The organism is Pseudomonas sp. H1_D05, assembly GCF_054682705.1.
Window position 1 is genome coordinate 2741507 of the sequence record NZ_CP162825.1, and the last position, 15323, is coordinate 2756829.

13 protein-coding genes and 1 pseudogene are annotated in these 15323 nt (G+C 58.8%); 7 read left to right on the forward strand and 7 right to left on the reverse strand.

From position 1 onward, the window contains the following. Positions 1-23: 23 nt before the first annotated feature. The 3 genes from AB4O11_RS12250 (at position 24) to AB4O11_RS12260 (ending at position 3811) form a co-directional block, all read left to right on the forward strand. Positions 24-1982 (forward strand): DUF1302 domain-containing protein, encoded by a 1959-nt coding sequence (locus AB4O11_RS12250; RefSeq protein WP_460130758.1) that lies wholly within the window; start codon positions 24-26, stop codon positions 1980-1982. A gap of 130 nt (positions 1983-2112) precedes the next feature. Continuing rightward, on the forward strand, positions 2113-3486 hold the full coding sequence (locus AB4O11_RS12255) for a DUF1329 domain-containing protein (RefSeq protein ID WP_320335837.1): 1374 nt from the start codon (positions 2113-2115) through the stop codon (positions 3484-3486). Positions 3487-3562: 76 nt separating this feature from the next. Next, positions 3563-3811 carry a FitA-like ribbon-helix-helix domain-containing protein gene (locus tag AB4O11_RS12260; protein WP_093435583.1) on the forward strand — a complete coding sequence of 83 codons (249 nt, stop codon included), beginning with the start codon at positions 3563-3565 and terminating at the stop codon, positions 3809-3811. 293 nt (positions 3812-4104) lie between these two features. On the opposite strand, the gene AB4O11_RS12265 is transcribed toward AB4O11_RS12260, so the two are convergent. Beyond that, positions 4105-4671, reverse strand: a complete 567-nt coding sequence (locus tag AB4O11_RS12265) for a methyl-accepting chemotaxis protein (protein ID WP_460092311.1) — start codon at positions 4669-4671, stop codon at positions 4105-4107. Between the two features lie 575 nt (positions 4672-5246). Between AB4O11_RS12265 and AB4O11_RS12270 the strand changes: the two genes are divergently transcribed. After that, the gene (locus tag AB4O11_RS12270) at positions 5247-5489 is read left to right on the forward strand and encodes an RNA recognition motif domain-containing protein (protein ID WP_460089828.1); all 243 of its coding nucleotides are present in this window, start codon (positions 5247-5249) and stop codon (positions 5487-5489) included. Positions 5490-5576: 87 nt separating this feature from the next. Here the strand turns inward: AB4O11_RS12270 and AB4O11_RS12275 are convergent, their stop codons facing one another. Continuing rightward, positions 5577-6440: a methyl-accepting chemotaxis protein gene (locus AB4O11_RS12275; RefSeq protein WP_371748303.1), complete on the reverse strand. Its 864-nt coding sequence runs from the start codon at positions 6438-6440 to the stop codon at positions 5577-5579. 42 nt (positions 6441-6482) lie between these two features. Continuing rightward, positions 6483-7496: pseudogene (locus tag AB4O11_RS12280) on the reverse strand (methyl-accepting chemotaxis protein); the annotation flags it as partial. Between the two features lie 253 nt (positions 7497-7749). Here AB4O11_RS12280 and pmrG point away from each other — a divergent pair. After that, positions 7750-8421, forward strand: coding sequence for a lipopolysaccharide core heptose(II)-phosphate phosphatase PmrG (gene pmrG / locus AB4O11_RS12285; RefSeq protein ID WP_460130759.1), 672 nt, complete (start codon positions 7750-7752; stop codon positions 8419-8421). Beyond that, positions 8418-9239, forward strand: coding sequence for a phosphatase PAP2 family protein (locus AB4O11_RS12290; RefSeq protein ID WP_460130760.1), 822 nt, complete (start codon positions 8418-8420; stop codon positions 9237-9239). The genes pmrG and AB4O11_RS12290 overlap by 4 nt, the downstream gene beginning before the upstream one ends. Before the next feature lie 63 nt (positions 9240-9302). On the opposite strand, the gene AB4O11_RS12295 is transcribed toward AB4O11_RS12290, so the two are convergent. The 4 genes from AB4O11_RS12295 to AB4O11_RS12310 form a co-directional block, all read right to left on the reverse strand. Then, positions 9303-10781, reverse strand: a complete 1479-nt coding sequence (locus AB4O11_RS12295; RefSeq protein WP_460130761.1) for an ArnT family glycosyltransferase — start codon at positions 10779-10781, stop codon at positions 9303-9305. A 30-nt stretch (positions 10782-10811) separates the two neighbouring features. Then, on the reverse strand, positions 10812-11399 hold the full coding sequence (rimJ, locus tag AB4O11_RS12300; RefSeq protein ID WP_099757950.1) for a ribosomal protein S5-alanine N-acetyltransferase: 588 nt from the start codon (positions 11397-11399) through the stop codon (positions 10812-10814). 248 nt (positions 11400-11647) lie between these two features. Next, positions 11648-12022, reverse strand: coding sequence for a DUF6124 family protein (locus tag AB4O11_RS12305; RefSeq protein ID WP_099757951.1), 375 nt, complete (start codon positions 12020-12022; stop codon positions 11648-11650). Positions 12023-12233: 211 nt separating this feature from the next. Further along, complete coding sequence (locus AB4O11_RS12310) at positions 12234-13640, reverse strand: DUF2252 domain-containing protein (protein ID WP_460130762.1); 1407 nt, start codon at positions 13638-13640, stop codon at positions 12234-12236. A 271-nt stretch (positions 13641-13911) separates the two neighbouring features. Here AB4O11_RS12310 and AB4O11_RS12315 point away from each other — a divergent pair, with 271 nt between their 5' ends. Next, on the forward strand, positions 13912-14952 hold the full coding sequence (locus AB4O11_RS12315) for a DMT family transporter (protein ID WP_460130763.1): 1041 nt from the start codon (positions 13912-13914) through the stop codon (positions 14950-14952). The last annotated feature ends 371 nt before the right edge of the window (positions 14953-15323 follow it).

A 15323-nucleotide genomic window follows, 5' to 3' on the forward strand; every position in this document is an offset into this window, starting at 1 on the left:
TAAAAACAGGGAAGGAGGAACACATGATCAACACTCGATTGCGCCTGACGGGCGCCGCGCTCCCCGGTGTCGGCCTGGCAGGGCTGCTGCAGTTGTGCGCAGTCGATGCGGCGCACGCGGTGGAGTTCAGCTTCATGGACAAACAGGTCACTGGCTCCCTCGACACGACCTTGTCTTACGGCCGTTTGTGGCGGGTGCAGGGCCGCGACAAGACTAACGATGACGTCAACACCAACGACGGCAATCGCAACTTCGATACCGGGCTGGTTTCCGAGGTGTACAAGATCACCTCCGAGCTTGAAGCCAACTATCAGAACTACGGCGTGTTCGTGCGCGGTACCGCGTTCTACGACACGCAACTGATGGACAAGCGCAACGACTACTACGACAACAACAGCCCCTCGCAACCGAGCCAGAGCTACCCGCAGGACAACCATTTCACCAGCCAGACCCGCGACATCGCCGGCAGCCGCATCGAGATGCTCGACGCCTATGTGCACGGCAGCTGGGACGTCGCGCAGATGCCGGTGACAGCGCGCGTCGGTCGGCAGGTGTTCAACTGGGGTGAGGGGATTTTCTATCGCGGCGGGATCAACACCACCAACCCGGTGGACGCCGCCAAGTACCGCTTGCCCGGCGCCGAAGTCAAGGAAGTGCTGGTGCCGGTCGAGGCACTGAGTTTCAACATCGGCCTGACCGATTCGCTGACCATGGAGAGTTTCTACCAGACCAACTGGAAGGAAACCCGCATCGATCCGGTCGGCACCTTCTACTCGCAGACCGACCTGTTCGCCGACGGCGGCAACACCGGTTACAACAACTTCAGCGGCACGGCGCTCGACACGCCGGTTCCGGGGTTTGGCAACGTCATCGGTTTGTACAGCGCGCTGGGCAACAACCCGTTGCTCAACTCCGCCCTGCAAACCACTGGTCTGTATGCCAACGGCGTCACTCCGGCCTACGGCAACACACTGAAAGTGGCAAGCGTCGGCAAGGACTACAACGCACGCAACGATGGCCAGTTTGGTTTTGCCTTTCGCTATATCGCTGAACAACTCAACAGCACCGAGTTCGGTTTGTACATGGTCAACTACCACGCCAAGGAGCCGACCATCGCGGCGGATCTGGGCGGCTACAAAGGCATCGACATGGATGCGCTGACCAACCTGTTGTCCGGCGTTGCGGGCAGTCAGGCCGGGGCGCTGGCCAATGGGTTGGCGACTGCCGACGTGATGGGCAATATCCGGGCGCATCGGCGTTATGCCGAAGACATCCGCATGTACGGCTTCAGTTTCAACACCACATTGGGCGAGGCGTCGGTGTTTGGTGAAATTGCTTATCGGCCGAACTTGCCGATTGGCGTTGCGGCCACTAACGATCTGATCGGTGATCTGGCCAACGGCGCGGCGGCGGCAGTGACGGGCAAGTCGATCAACGTCGGCGGGCAGATGGTCACCCTCGACAGCCAGATCAATAATGCCGAGCGTGTGGAAGCGTTCAACACCTCGCTGGGGACCATCTACAACTTCGGCCCGACGGCATCGTTCGACTCGCTGTTCGGCATCTTCGAACTGGCCTCCGAGCACCTGCGCGGCAGCAGTCTGCAATACACCGCTTACGACGGCAGTCGTCGTTACTACGCCGGCACGGGCAACTATTCCTATGTGTCGGGCGGTGATCGCGACGATCAGGTCAATCGCAATTCCTACAGCTACACGGCGATGCTCAACGGCACCTGGAACGACGTATACGCCGGGGTCAACGTCTCGCCGTACATCGTCTACAAGGACGATTTCGAGGGCAACAGCTATCAGGCCGGCAACACCATCGAAGGGCGCAAGGCTTACACGCTGGGGATAAAAGCCAATTACCAGAACAAGCTTGAAGCCGAGTTGCAGTACACCGAGTTCTACGGCGGCGGGCAGAACAACGGCATCCGCGACCGCGATAACGTCGGGTTCAACCTCAAGTATTTCCTTTAAAGGCTACACACAGCCCCTGTGGGAGCGAGCTTGCTCGCGAAGAGGCCGGCACATTCAACATCAATGTCGACTGAGCCACCGCTTTCGCGAGCAAGCTCGCTCCCACAGGTTTCGCATTCTGGAGAAAGTCATGATTCACACTTCAAGACTGACAAAAACATCGCTAGCGCTGTTTCTGAGCCTGGCTGCCAGCACCGCTCTAGCCGCCATCACCCCACAACAAGCCGAACAACTGAAAACCACCCTGACCCCCATGGGCGCCGAGCGTGCCGGCAACGCCGCCGGCACCATCCCCGCGTGGACCGGCGGCATCACCCAAGCCCCGGCCGGCTACAAACCCGGCCAGCACCACCCCGATCCCTACGCGGCAGACAAACCGCTGTTCACCATCACCAAAGCCAATCTCGACCAATACAAAGCCCACCTCAGCCCCGGCCAGATCGCCCTGTTCAACAGCTACCCCGACACCTTCCAGATGCCGATCTACCCGTCCCGCCGCTCCGGTTCAGCGCCGCAATGGCTGTACGACAACACCCTGAAAAACGCCACCTCGGCCAAGCTGCTCGAAGGCGGCAGCGGCTTCTCCGATGCTTACGGCGGCGTGCCATTCCCGGTGCCCAAGGATGGCGTTGAAGTGCTGTGGAACCACATCACCCGTTATCGCGGCATCTACGTCGTGCGCCGCGCCTCCGAAGCACCGGTCCAGCGCAACGGCAGCTTCGCGCTGGTGACCTCGCAGCAGGAAGCGCTGTTCAACTATTACCGCCCGAACGGCCAGTTCGCCGACCTGAAGAACATCCTGTTCTATTACCTCGCCTTCGTGAAAAGCCCGGCGCGACTGGCCGGTGGCGCCGCCCTCGTGCACGAAACCCTCGACCAACTCAAAGACGCACGCCAAGCCTGGATCTACGACGCCGGCCAACGCCGCGTGCGCCGCGCACCGAACCTCGCCTACGACACGCCGATCGCATCCTCCGATGGCCTGCGCACCGCCGACGACACCGATCTGTTCAACGGCTCGCCTGATCGCTACGAGTGGAAGCTCAAGGGCAAACAGGAAATCTACATCCCCTACAACAACTACAAAGTCGCCAGCCCCGACGTGAAATACGCGCAACTGCTCACCCCGGGCCACCTCAACCCGCAATACACCCGCTATGAACTGCACCGCGTGTGGGTGGTGGAAGGCAACCTGAAACCGGGCTCGCGGCACATCTACTCCAAGCGTGTGCTGTTTCTCGATGAAGACAGCTGGGGCGCCGCGCTGGTTGATCAGTACGATGGACGAGGCGAGTTGTGGCGCGTATCGATGGCCTACCTGAAAAACTTCTATGACCTGCCGACGACGTGGAGTGCGCTGGATGTTTTCCACGATTTGCAGGCGCGTCGTTACTACGTGCAGAACCTTGATAACGAAGAAGCGGAGACGGTGGATTTCGCGCAGCCGGTGCCGGAGGATGCGTACTTTATGCCGTCGGCGTTGCGGCAGCGTGGGACGCGGTAAGTGATTGCGCTGGCTGTTCTTGGGCGGATGGATGTTAGTCTCGATCAATGATTTTTAGTTGATAGCAGGAGTCATCATGGCCAGCATCACAATTCGAAATATTGATGGTCCGCTCATGGATCAGTTACGGATTAACGCGGCCCAGAACGGAAATTCCATCGAGGAGGAAGCTCGCATGATTCTGGGGCGAGCATTGATTAGAAGGGATAGCGCTGGAGGCTTGGGTAGCCGGATTCGCCAGCGCTTTTCCTCGGTCGGAGGGATCGACCTTGCTTTGCCTTCACGGCAGGAAAAAGCCAGGGTTATGGATTTTCCAGATTGCTGATGCTCGAAATGCGCACGCGCTGAAGAATACCTTCAAGGAGCTGCCGAAGGCTGCGATCTTTTGATCTGGCTTCTGATTTGTTCAAAAGCGAAGATCAGAAGATCGCAGCCTGCGGCAGCTCCTACATTAGGCGGAGTTTTTTTCGGGACATCGGGGTGATGGGGCGGACGCAATCGCGAGCAGGCTCACTCCTACAGGGGATTGGTGTAGTTCACATAGTCTGTGATCAACACCATTTCTTGTAGGCCTTCGCCTGCTCGCGATGCGGTTGTAGCTTCAGCGCTGAATCAGGATCAAACGCGGAAGTGGCTGACCATTTGCTGCAATTGACCACCCAGGCGCGCCAGTTCAACACTCGACGCCGCCGTCTCATCACTCGCCGCTGCGGTCTGTTCGGACACGTCGCGCACGTTGATGATGCTGCGGCTGATCTCTTCAGCCACGGCGCTCTGCTGTTCGGCAGCAGCAGCGATCTGCTGGTTCATCGACTGGATGTTCGACACCGTACGGGTGATGTTTTCCAGCGATGCGCCAGCCTTGCGCGTCAGCGCCACGCTGCTGTCGGTCAGCGCACGGCTGTTGCTCATCACGGCCGAGACTTGCTGGGTGCCGTTCTGCAGACCGGCGACCAGGCCTTCGATTTCTTCGGTGGATTTCTGCGTACGCTGGGCCAGACCACGAACTTCATCGGCGACCACGGCAAAACCACGACCGGCTTCACCGGCACGCGCGGCTTCGATCGCGGCGTTGAGGGCGAGCAGGTTGGTCTGTTCAGCAACAGCCTTGATCACGTCCATGACGCTGCCGATCTTGTCGCTTTCCTGTTGCAGCACGCTCATCGCTTCGGTCGAACGCACCACTTCGCTGGCCAGACGCTCGATCTGCGCGATGGCTTCGTTTACGACTTTGTTTTTAGAGCTTGTTGTCAATGAAAAGAAATGAGCTTGACGTGTAAAGGATAGGATTAAGACGTCGGTCTGATGGTTGGAAAGTTCATGTATAGACGAGATGCAGAAACCAGTGGGTGTTAGTTGATGCTGAATAGATAGTTTTGTGTTTCATAAAGCGGTACTTCACTTGTGAGTAACAGTCTGGATAATCATATAACTAGCTTGTTCGTTCCATTATCGGCCTGCCATGATCAGCTAAAAGACGCGGGGGAATTTCAAAGGCACGTGAAACTTGTTGATGAACTCTGCGCATATGCAGACCGCGAGGACCATACGGCGGCACTTCTTGCACAGGTGACGTAGCGGATCTATTAATACGAGACTGAAACTGTTTTATTCGTGCTAATCCTCATACCACTCCAGCATAACGGTTAGATTGAATTCGTCTAAAAGCCTGGTATTTCTTACAGGTGTAAAAATTTTTCGGGATTGTTATGTTCGGCGTGCGAGTGGAAATAACATATGCAAGCCAAGAGGTGCGAGCCATGAGTGTGAGAATTTATATAGGTGGCCTTTCGTTTAATATTACGGACGATTCGCTGAGAGACGCATTCAATAATTATGGCGAGATTGTAGACGCGACTATAATTAGGGAAAGAGAAACAGGGCTGTCTCGTGGGTTTGGTTTTGTGACTTTTTCAGACGACGTCTCTGCCCAAAGTGCTATTGATGATCTAGATGGAAGTGAGTACGAGGGTCGTACCATAACAATCAGTCGTAGCAGATAAGGACATAAAAACGAAGCACTAGATGTTCTGAACTACAAAGCCTTTGTTGTCAAAGGCTTTGTAGTAGATGGTATTCAGGTGATGAAATCAAACCCGGAAGTGGCTGACCATCTGCTGCAATTGACCACCCAGGCGCGCCAGTTCAACACTCGACGCGGCGGTCTCATCACTCGCTGCGGCGGTCTGTTCCGACACGTCGCGCACGTTGATGATGCTGCGGCTGATCTCTTCAGCCACGGCGCTCTGCTGTTCGGCAGCAGCAGCGATCTGCTGGTTCATCGACTGGATGTTCGACACCGTGCGGGTGATGTTTTCCAGTGATGCGCCAGCCTTGCGCGTCAGCGCTACGCTGCTGTCGGTCAGGGCGCGGCTGTTGCTCATCACCGCCGAGACTTGCTGGGTGCCGTTCTGCAGACCGGCGACCAGGCCTTCGATTTCTTCGGTGGATTTCTGCGTACGCTGAGCCAGGCCACGAACCTCGTCGGCGACCACGGCAAAACCACGACCGGCTTCACCGGCGCGCGCGGCTTCGATCGCAGCGTTGAGGGCGAGCAGGTTGGTCTGTTCGGCTACTGCCTTGATCACGTCCATGACGCTGCCGATCTTGTCGCTTTCCTGTTGCAGCACGCTCATCGCTTCGGTCGAACGCACCACTTCGCTGGCCAGACGCTCGATCTGCGCGATGGCTTCGTTGACGACTTTGTCGCCTTCGCGGGCTTCGCCGTCAGCGGCGGCAGCCGCTTGCGAGGCTTCTTCGGCGTTGCGCGCGACTTCCTGCACGGTGGCAGTCATCTCGTGCATGGCGGTGGCAACCTGATCGGTTTCGACTTTCTGGCTGTTCACACCGGCGCTGGTCTGCTCGGTCACGGCCGAGAGTTCTTCGGCGGCGCTGGCGATCTGGGTGACGCCGTCGCGGATGCCGCTGATCAAGTCACGCAGGGTCACGCCCATGCGCGCGATGCCTTGTTGCAGCACGCCGAGTTCGTCGCGGCGGGTGACGGTGACGTTCTGGGTCAGGTCGCCGCTGGCAATGCGCTCGACCACGGCGAGGGTTTCTTGCAGCGGACGGGTGATCTGACGGGTGATGATCACCGCAGCAATCACGCCAACCAACAGCGCCAGCAGGGTGCTGATCAACTGGAAGGTACGTGCCTGAGCGCTTTCGACATCGCGGCGGTCGAGTTGAATCTGGTACAGCTGCTCGCTGGTGTTGACGATCGCGGTGCCTTGATCGGTCATTTCCTTACGGGCCTGCACGGCGTCGGTGTTGGCGTTTTTGTACGCCATCAATGCGCTGCGATAGTTGACCAGTGCGGTTTCCAGTTGACGCAGGGCGTCTTGCTGAGAGTCGGCGAAATGCACGTTCAGTTGCTTGAGGCTGGCGATTGCGACATCCAGTTGGCCGACGGCTTTCTGCTCGGTTTCGGCGTTGGTGGTGGCGGTATAGCCGCGCACTTCGTAGCGCGCGAGGATGAACGCTTCCTTGGCGGCGGTGATCGCCTGGAACTGTTCGAAACGCTGTTCACTCATGTCCATCTGCTGTACGCGTTTGCTGATCGACTCGATCTGGTTGTACGCGGTCTCGGCACTCACGCTCATGCTGTCGCGCGCGCTGTTGCCGGTGCGGTAAGCGTTGCGCATTTTGTTCAGCGAGGTCTGGTATTCAGCGATGGTCGCTGCCTGCTCCTTGAGCAGCTTGACGTTTTCCGGGCTCTTGAAGCTGTTGATCAGCTTCTGTTGTTGCGCGGCAAAACTTTCAAGGGTGGTCTGCACGTTCTGTGCGGCGGTTTCATCGCCATTGGTCAGCATGTATTGCAGGCGCACCACGCGCAGTTTGGTCAAGCCGGCATTGAGCTGGGTGATGTCGCTCATCCAGTTGCTGCGGTCGATCAGGCCACCGAGGCTGGTCCAGCCTGTCAGGGCCAGTACGCAGGTCAGGGCCAGCACCAGGCCGAAGCCCAGGCCCAGTTTCATGTTCACGCTGATGTTGCCGAACCAGCTATTCATCAAAAATCCTCCAGAAACGTTGGGTTTCTTGTCGTCGGTTAGGCTGGAAGATTGTTGTTTTTTTGAGCCAGCAAGGGTGTTAGCAGGTTTGTATCGGCCGCATTTCCCAGAGCTGAAAGGATTTTGTCCTACGGAGTTTGTAACAACGGATCCCAAGACTTTTTTCACATGGGTTTCACTGGTTGCCCACGCGCGCCTCTGTACCTTCGCCGCATCGAATAAACCCGAGATGCACAGTGGCGAGGCGGTTTTTGTGGAATTGAGACTGAGTCTGTTCGGCGTCAAACGCTCGATCGATTTGAGCTTTTTGGCGCGTTTTCGCAACACTTGGGTGGTGTTGGCGGCATCAGTGTTGGTGATCCCGCTGACTCTGTGGTTGCTGGCGCCGGCGGCGGTGCCAGACCTGGCCCACGGCAATGTCGCCGGTGCGCAGGCGTTGGCGGCAGGTTGGGCCAAGGGCGAGATGATCGTGCTGGTGCGTCATGTCGAGCGTTGCGATCACTCCAAAGCCGCGTGCCTGAGTGGCAATGACGGCATCACCGATCGCTCGCGCAGTGTCGCGGTGGCGGTTGGTGCCCGGTTCGAACAACTGGGCCTGAACAACGCCGACATCTACAACAGCCCGTCGATGCGCACGGTGCAGACGGCCGGCTACATGTTCAATCATGCCGCCAGCGGCGACGACTGGTTGATCAACTGCCGGGGGCGCATGTTGCAGGATGCGCTGGCCCACAAGGTCCCGGGGCGCAATCTGATTCTGGTGACCCACAGCGAGTGCATGGCGCAAATCGAGAAAGACCTCAAAGTTTCGGCCTCGGACATGGGTTACGGCTCGTCATTGTTTGTTTCCGCTGCCAGCCCGGCGGCTCCCAAGATGCTCGGCTTTATTGAAGCCTCCGACTGGCGCACGGTGAATACCCGATGAAATCCCGCTTCTACGCTTACAACTTTGGTATTCCGCTCGCTTGTGCGGCGCTGGTGCTCCTGATGTTCGACATGACCAACATCGACATCGCCTTCAGCAACCTGCTGTTCGATCCGCTGACCCAGAGCTTCCCACTCGACAAAATCCACTTCTTTGAAAAGCTCACGCACAAATGGGCGCGGATCATTCCCAACTGGACGGCGGAAATCGCCCTGATCGGCGCGCTGCTATCGGTGGTCTGGCCATTGGTCAATCCGCACAAACGTCCGCGCCTTGGTGCGATGCTGGAGCGCAGTAAAATCGCGCCAGTGCTGCGATTTGCCGCTGATCACCGTAGGGATTTTCTGTTTGTGGTGGTCGCATTTGCCGTTTGCACCGGGGTGATTCACTTCCTCAAGTCCCACACCAGCGTTTACTGCCCGATCGAGACCACGCTGTACGGCGGGAAAATGGCCCACATTGAGTGGTACAGCAATTTTCAACTGTTCCACGAAGCCGGAAGTGGCCGGTGCTGGCCGGGTGGCCATGCGTCGGGCGGCTTCACCATGCTGGCGCTGTATTTCGTGGCGAGACGTTATCAATGGCGTTTTTCCAGTGCCATCTTGTGGGGCTCACTGTTGCTGGGATTGGTTTATGGCACTACTCGCGTCCTGCAAGGCTGGCACTACATGTCCCACACCTTCTGGGCCGGAATCTTCGTCTGGCTGGCGTGTTTGCTGACGGCGCTGGCTTTCTACGGGCGGGCACGGCTGGATGTGCCGGTGCTGGGCAAGCGTGAGCAGAAAGCTTTCAGTGCTCAGCCAGAGGTCTCTCTCTGAACCCGTTCAGATGAAGTGAAAGAACCGCCATCACGGCGGTTTTTTTATGGGGTTGCGCGGGCTTCAATAGCCGACGAAGTAATACGCCTGGCGCCCGACCATCATGGTTTTGAGCACTTTCAGTGGCGGCGCGGGCTCACTGTCACCAGCCATCACCACGACATGCGAGGGCGAGGCCGTGAGGAAATCTCGCAACTGCGCTTCGGTATCCAGCCCTTTGAGCACTTGCTGGGTATAGAAGACCGTCGCGCCACCGACCCGCTCGTTGGCCTGAAACAGTGCGACTTGATGCCCGGCGGTTTGCAGCGTCTGAATCTCTGCACTCAACGGCAGGAACGAAAGCTTTTTGTCGGCATGAGGCAACGCCCACTGCGCGGCGGCGAGGTAACTGCCGATCACCAGCGTGAGCACACCGACTGCCAGTGTCTGACGCTGCCTGGCGATTCGGCCTACGAATCCATTACCGGATTCATACTGCTTCAAGCGCTCGAACAGCACGGCTGCATACTCCGCTGCGATCACCGCGGCGGCCGGTGTCATCGACATCAGGTACACCGTGCGTTTGCTCGACGCCAACGTCAGCATGATGAACTGCGCCACGATCCATAGGCTGAAAAACAGCAGGTAACGGTTGGCCTTCAGTTGTTTGCGGAAATGCCAGAGCCCCAGGTACACCAGAATGTTCCACGGCAGAAAGGCTTCCGGCAGTTTGGCGAGGTAGTAGTAGAACGGTTCGTAGTGCCCGGCCTCGACGAACGAACCGCTGAAGCGCCCGACGCTGTTGGTCAGCAGCACCTCTTTGACGGCCTGCGCGCCGCCGTGCTGGAAGAGGATGACGAGCCAGATCAGCAGCGGAATCAAACCGAGCAGGGTCAGGAAACCCGGTCGCAGCCAGTCAGCGATTTTCAGTCGTTTGTCCATCAGGTTGTCGGCCAGCAGATAGGCAAAAATCACCACTCCCGGCATCGCCAGCCCCAGCACACCTTTGCTCAACGTGGCGATGGCGATCCCGACGACAAACAGCAGCGAGTTGCCCAGAGTCGAGGCCCGCTGCGCCTGATAAAAAGCCAGCAGCGCCGTGGTCACGCCGAGGGCGAGTAATGCATCCTCGCCGACGCCGCGCACATTGCTCCAATAACTGGCCATGGTCGCGAGCAGAATGCCTGCGGTCCAGGCAATCATTTTCGGCCGCTCGAAACGCCGCAACATGCCGTACAGCAGCATCACGCTGAGCAACCCGGCAACGGCCGACGCCAGCCGCACGGCCCACGGTGAAACACCGAACACACGCATGGCGCCAGCATCCAGCCACAGGCTCAGCGGTGGTTTTTCCAGAAACGGTTCGCCGAACAAACGAGGTGTCACCCAGTCGTCGTCCAGGTGCATCTCCATAGCGATGCCGGCGACGCGGGCCTCGGTGGAACCTTGCAATTGATGGTTGCCCAGCGCGAAGAAAAACAGCAGGGCGGCAAGCAGAAACAGCGAAGTGACGGCACGCGACATAGGGTTCAGGCAACCGAAAGGGGCGGGAGGCCTGAGCATACGTCGGCAATCCTTAACAAATTGTGAAACTCACGCCAAAGGTTTCGACCAGCGCTTTTCCGGTGTCTCGAACCTTGAATTGACCCGCGCCGTCAGCACGTGATCCTGCCAGCGCCCGGCAATATTCAGATACGCCTTGGCGTAACCCTCACGTTCGAAGCCCAGGCGCTCCAGCAAGCGTGCACTGCGTTCGTTGCCGGGAATGTAGTTGGCCATGATCCGGTGCAGGTTCTGGGTATCGAACATGTAAGCGATGCCAGCCTCCAGCGCTTCCTGCATCAAACCTTGACCCTGTTGGGCCTCGTCGATGTGATAACCCAGATAACACGCCTGAAAGGCACCACGAATGATGCCGCTGAAGTTGCAGGCGCCGATCATCTGCTGGCCGTCCGGGGTCAGCAGCGCGAAATGCATGGCCAGCCCGGCCTCGAATGCGCTGGCCTGCACGTCAAGGCGTCGGCGAATTTGCTCGGTGGAAAAATATTCAGTGGTGCGGATGGGCGACCATGGCGCCAGGTGGCGCAGGTTGCGTCGGTAGAACTCGCTTTCAAGCTCGGCCTGCTCCGGTGCAAGTATCGCGAGCGTCAGGCGTTGGCAGGGCAGGGTCAACAGCGGCATCGGGCGCTCCGGAATGGGGGATCTTCCGGCAGAGTCGCGCAATCCGCCGGGTTACGGCAAGTCGTTGCGACGCAGGGGCTTTGTTTCAGGCAAAAAAAAGCCCGCAGGAGCGCGGGCGAACCGTAGTTTCTTGAATGAGCGAGCGGACTGTACAAGGGTTGGCCGCGCAGCTGCAGTGAAGAAAAATTCATCTCGATGGGCGGCGCCAATGCAGTCCGATGCGCAACCGAGCGCCGGGGTTTCGCCCGTCAATGGCGGGTTTCAGGCCCGGTAGTGTTCAGCGGTTTCTGCGGATCCAGATTGTCCCGTGCCCGACAAATCAGGATCTCGGCCAGTGCGCTCAATTGCTTCATGGCCACCGCCACATGACGTTTCGAGCCGTCGAACTCATCGGCAAAGGTTGCGCTGATGGCCGCTAGGGAATCGAGGATCTCACTGGCGTGGGTGAGCAGGGTCAGGGTGTCGACATCGTCGCGCACCCTGATGAGCTGATTGAGCGGGATGCTACGGCGCCGCTTGTGCGCTTCGCTGCGTGCGCTGGTATTCGATTGCGGTTGGGTGCTGGACGCTGGCGCATCGGACGGTGCCGGGCCAACCAGCGAAAGGCGGGGGATTTTCTTCATGACGTAGCTCCGTGGAGTGAACATTCACTGCAATTGCGGCTGCCAAACCGTCCGCTGGATGGCAGTGGTCGTGGAGCGTAACGCCCTGAGGAACTGTGCACCAGTTCATCAAAGTCGACGCGTGTTGCGGGAATTTTCCTAGGACGTTCGATGTGGGAAGGAGGGCGTGGCGGCAAAACCAATGGCAATCACGGTGATCACGGACGTCATTTCAAGGCAGGTGATCAGCAGCAAAGTCAGCCTCTGACCGCGCGCGCAACTGCCCCTTGCGACACGCCGTCTGGAAGCGTTCGAAGTCACGTTCGTTTTGCGCGGTGTAATGTTGCGCGTACTTCAACAGCGCATCCGCCAGCGCTTCACCTTTGCCGATGTAGCCACTGATTTGCGCAGCGAGGCCGGAGGCCTTGGCATGTGCCCGGGCGAGGGCGCGGCCGCAAACGCGACCATAAGCGGCAAAGGTTTCAGCATCGAAGTTTTCCAGTTCGGCGGAGATCTTCATGTCGCGTAATTGCCGCACGTAGAATTGCCGACCGCTGGGGCCGGTCGTCCAGCCCAGAAACAAGTCACTGGCCGCCTGCATCAGGCGCTGCCCCTCGACCACGCGCTGCCCTTCATGGCGCACCCGCGCTTTGCTTTTGACGTAGTCGGCGAGCACCGAACGCCGGGCTTCCTTGAATTGCAGGAACAGCGGGAACTCCTGATCGTCGGTCAGCAGCGCCACCAGACAACGCGTGCCGACACTGCCGACGCCCACCACTTTGAACGCCAGATCCTGCACGTGAAACCGCGACAACAACTCGCGGCGGTCGGGTTGCAACGTGCTGCGATACTCGCGCATGAACGTGTCGAAGAGCGGCCGCCAGTCCGCGAGCCGCAGCCAGTCATCCTCGGCATCCAGCAGCGTGGTGTTTTTGTGCAGGTGAAAAATTTCCGGCAGGTCATCGCGAATGATCAGACGCCCGTGGGCATCGCGCTCGCTGATTTTCGGCAGCAGCTCGGCGTGTGTGCGCCGTTCGGCCTTCTCGATGGCGCGCTCCACATGTTCAAGGGTACTTTTGCGTGCCTGCGCCAGCAGGTCGTTGTAGCTGATCGACTCGTACCAGTTTTCCAGCACGCTCTGCTCGGCGCACTCCAGCAGCGTGGTCTGATAGGCACCGACCATTTCACGGCACACCTGTTCCTCGACCGATTCGCCGTGGCGCAAGTCACGGGCGGCCACCACGAAACTTGCCGCGAGACGCTTCAGATCCCACTCCCACGGCCCGGGATGTGCTTCGTCGAAATCGTTGACGCTGAACAGCAGATTGCGCTCCGGCGTGGCGAAACCGCCGAAATTCATCAGGTGGCAGTCACCACAGATGGGCAAGTTCAGGCCCATGTTCGCCGTGCCCGCCAGATCGTGCGCCTGCAACAAGGCATTGCCGCGAAAGAACGTGAACGGCGACACCAGCATGCGCCCGTAACGCAGTTCGACCAGCGACGCGACGCGGCCCTGGCTGGAGGCCTTGATCAACGGAATCGGGTCACGGTTCATTTTTCCGGTGGATGCCTGAGCGCTGCGCGGGCACTTCTTGCGCGCGTCTTTGCCTTGTTGCATGCGATCTTTTAGAGAGGTCATGGGGGCTCGGTGTGGCGGAAGGGGCGCTGTAAGTGTAGAAGCGCTTCCGGGGTTTATCCGCTGGCTTGAGTCCGGTGACAATCCCCATCTCGATGTTCGCAACATAGAGGCTGTGTCGCCCCTGCGCCCTGGATTGCGCGGATCAAATGTTGCTGGATGGGTGTGTGCTTGAAGGGGAGGGGATCCTTCAGGGAACGGTTCACATAAAACTCACCTGAGTTCTGCCATGATTGTCGCCAATATTTCATCAGCCCGAGCGAGTGATCCCGTCATGAATGTGAGCGTTCTCTACGCTTTGGTTGCGGCAGCATTGTTTGGCGCCAGTACACCACTCGCCAAGCTGTTGGGCGTACAGATTTCACCGATTCTATTGGCCGGGTTGCTCTATCTGGGCAGCGGGCTGGGTTTGACCGTCCTGCGTTTTGCCCGCGATCGAGGCTGGCAGCGTTCCGGACTCGGAGCCGGCGAATGGCCGTGGCTGGTCGGAGCCATCGGCTTCGGCGGTGTGCTGGCGCCAGTGGCATTGATGTTCGGTTTGACCAGAACGTCCGGCGCGAGCGCGTCACTGATGCTCAATCTGGAATCAGTGCTCACGGCACTGCTGGCGTGGCTAGTGTTCAAGGAAAATGCCGATCGGCGAATCGTGATCGGCATGCTCGCCATCGTGGCCGGCGGTGTCGTGTTGTCCTGGCCGCAAGAGACCGTGTCGGCGCAGGACTGGACAGGCCCGCTGGCCGTCGCCTTCGCCTGCTTTTGCTGGGCCATCGACAATAACCTCACGCGGAAAGTCTCTGCCTCGGACGCACTGTTCATCGCCGGCAGCAAAGGCCTGGTCGCCGGTCTGGTCAACTGCGGCCTGGCCTTGCTCATCGGCACGCAAATGCCTGCGGCCACCACGCTGGTGCCCATCCTGCTGGTCGGATTTCTCGGCTACGGCGTCAGCCTGGTGATGTTCGTCCTCGCCCTGCGCGGGCTGGGCAGTGCACGCACCGGCGCATACTTTTCCACCGCGCCGTTTCTGGGCGCAGCTATATCGATTCTGCTGCTGGGCGAGTCGGTATCGCTGATGTTCCTGCTCGCCGCAGCGTTAATGGCCGTGGGGGTATGGATTCACCTGATGGAGAACCATATTCATGAGCATCAGCACGAGTTGCTCGAGCATGATCATCGCCACACACACGACGAGCATCATCAGCATACGCATGGGTTTGAATGGGATGGAACGGAGCCGCACAGCCATCCGCATGTGCATACGCCGATGCGGCATAGCCATGCGCATTTTCCGGATGTGCATCATCGGCATGAGCATTGATTGAATGTCTGAAGTCTGTCGCCATTGCCACCCAAACCATCCGAGAGCTACTTGCACAGGAACCAGATCTGGGCGCGTCACCTCCGCTAAGAGGTTATCGACAGCACTGGAGCAATAAGGCTATCGCAGTTACTGAGCTTCAGACTCCGGGCACCTGGGTATCCTACAGCGGTAAATAGTTCGACTTTACCACCCACAGCTTGCAATCCAACCCGGGATACGACTGCCGATCAGCAACCCAGGCAGGCAGAGAACTCTACGAAGCAATGAGGGTTTGGCTAAGTTAAACGATGCTGCATTAGACAGTTGTCCTAGGCTGCACTGCACTGCACTGCACTGCACTGCACTGCACTGGCACGAGGACGGCGTGC

Bases quoted from the DNA above. Each gene is read 5' to 3' on its own strand.
- AB4O11_RS12295 (WP_460130761.1), bottom strand. From the start codon at position 10,781: ATGCTCAGGCCTCCCGCCCCTTTCGGTTGCCTGAACCCTATGTCGCGT.
- AB4O11_RS12315 (WP_460130763.1), top strand. From the start codon at position 13,912: ATGAATGTGAGCGTTCTCTACGCTTTGGTTGCGGCAGCATTGTTTGGC.
- AB4O11_RS12310 (WP_460130762.1), bottom strand. From the start codon at position 13,640: ATGACCTCTCTAAAAGATCGCATGCAACAAGGCAAAGACGCGCGCAAG.
- AB4O11_RS12270 (WP_460089828.1), top strand. From the start codon at position 5,247: ATGAGTGTGAGAATTTATATAGGTGGCCTTTCGTTTAATATTACGGAC.
- AB4O11_RS12305 (WP_099757951.1), bottom strand. From the start codon at position 12,022: ATGAAGAAAATCCCCCGCCTTTCGCTGGTTGGCCCGGCACCGTCCGAT.
- rimJ (WP_099757950.1), bottom strand. From the start codon at position 11,399: ATGCCGCTGTTGACCCTGCCCTGCCAACGCCTGACGCTCGCGATACTT.
- AB4O11_RS12290 (WP_460130760.1), top strand. From the start codon at position 8,418: ATGAAATCCCGCTTCTACGCTTACAACTTTGGTATTCCGCTCGCTTGT.
- AB4O11_RS12260 (WP_093435583.1), top strand. From the start codon at position 3,563: ATGGCCAGCATCACAATTCGAAATATTGATGGTCCGCTCATGGATCAG.
- AB4O11_RS12275 (WP_371748303.1), bottom strand. From the start codon at position 6,440: ATGGGCGTGACCCTGCGTGACTTGATCAGCGGCATCCGCGACGGCGTC.
- AB4O11_RS12250 (WP_460130758.1), top strand. From the start codon at position 24: ATGATCAACACTCGATTGCGCCTGACGGGCGCCGCGCTCCCCGGTGTC.
- AB4O11_RS12255 (WP_320335837.1), top strand. From the start codon at position 2,113: ATGATTCACACTTCAAGACTGACAAAAACATCGCTAGCGCTGTTTCTG.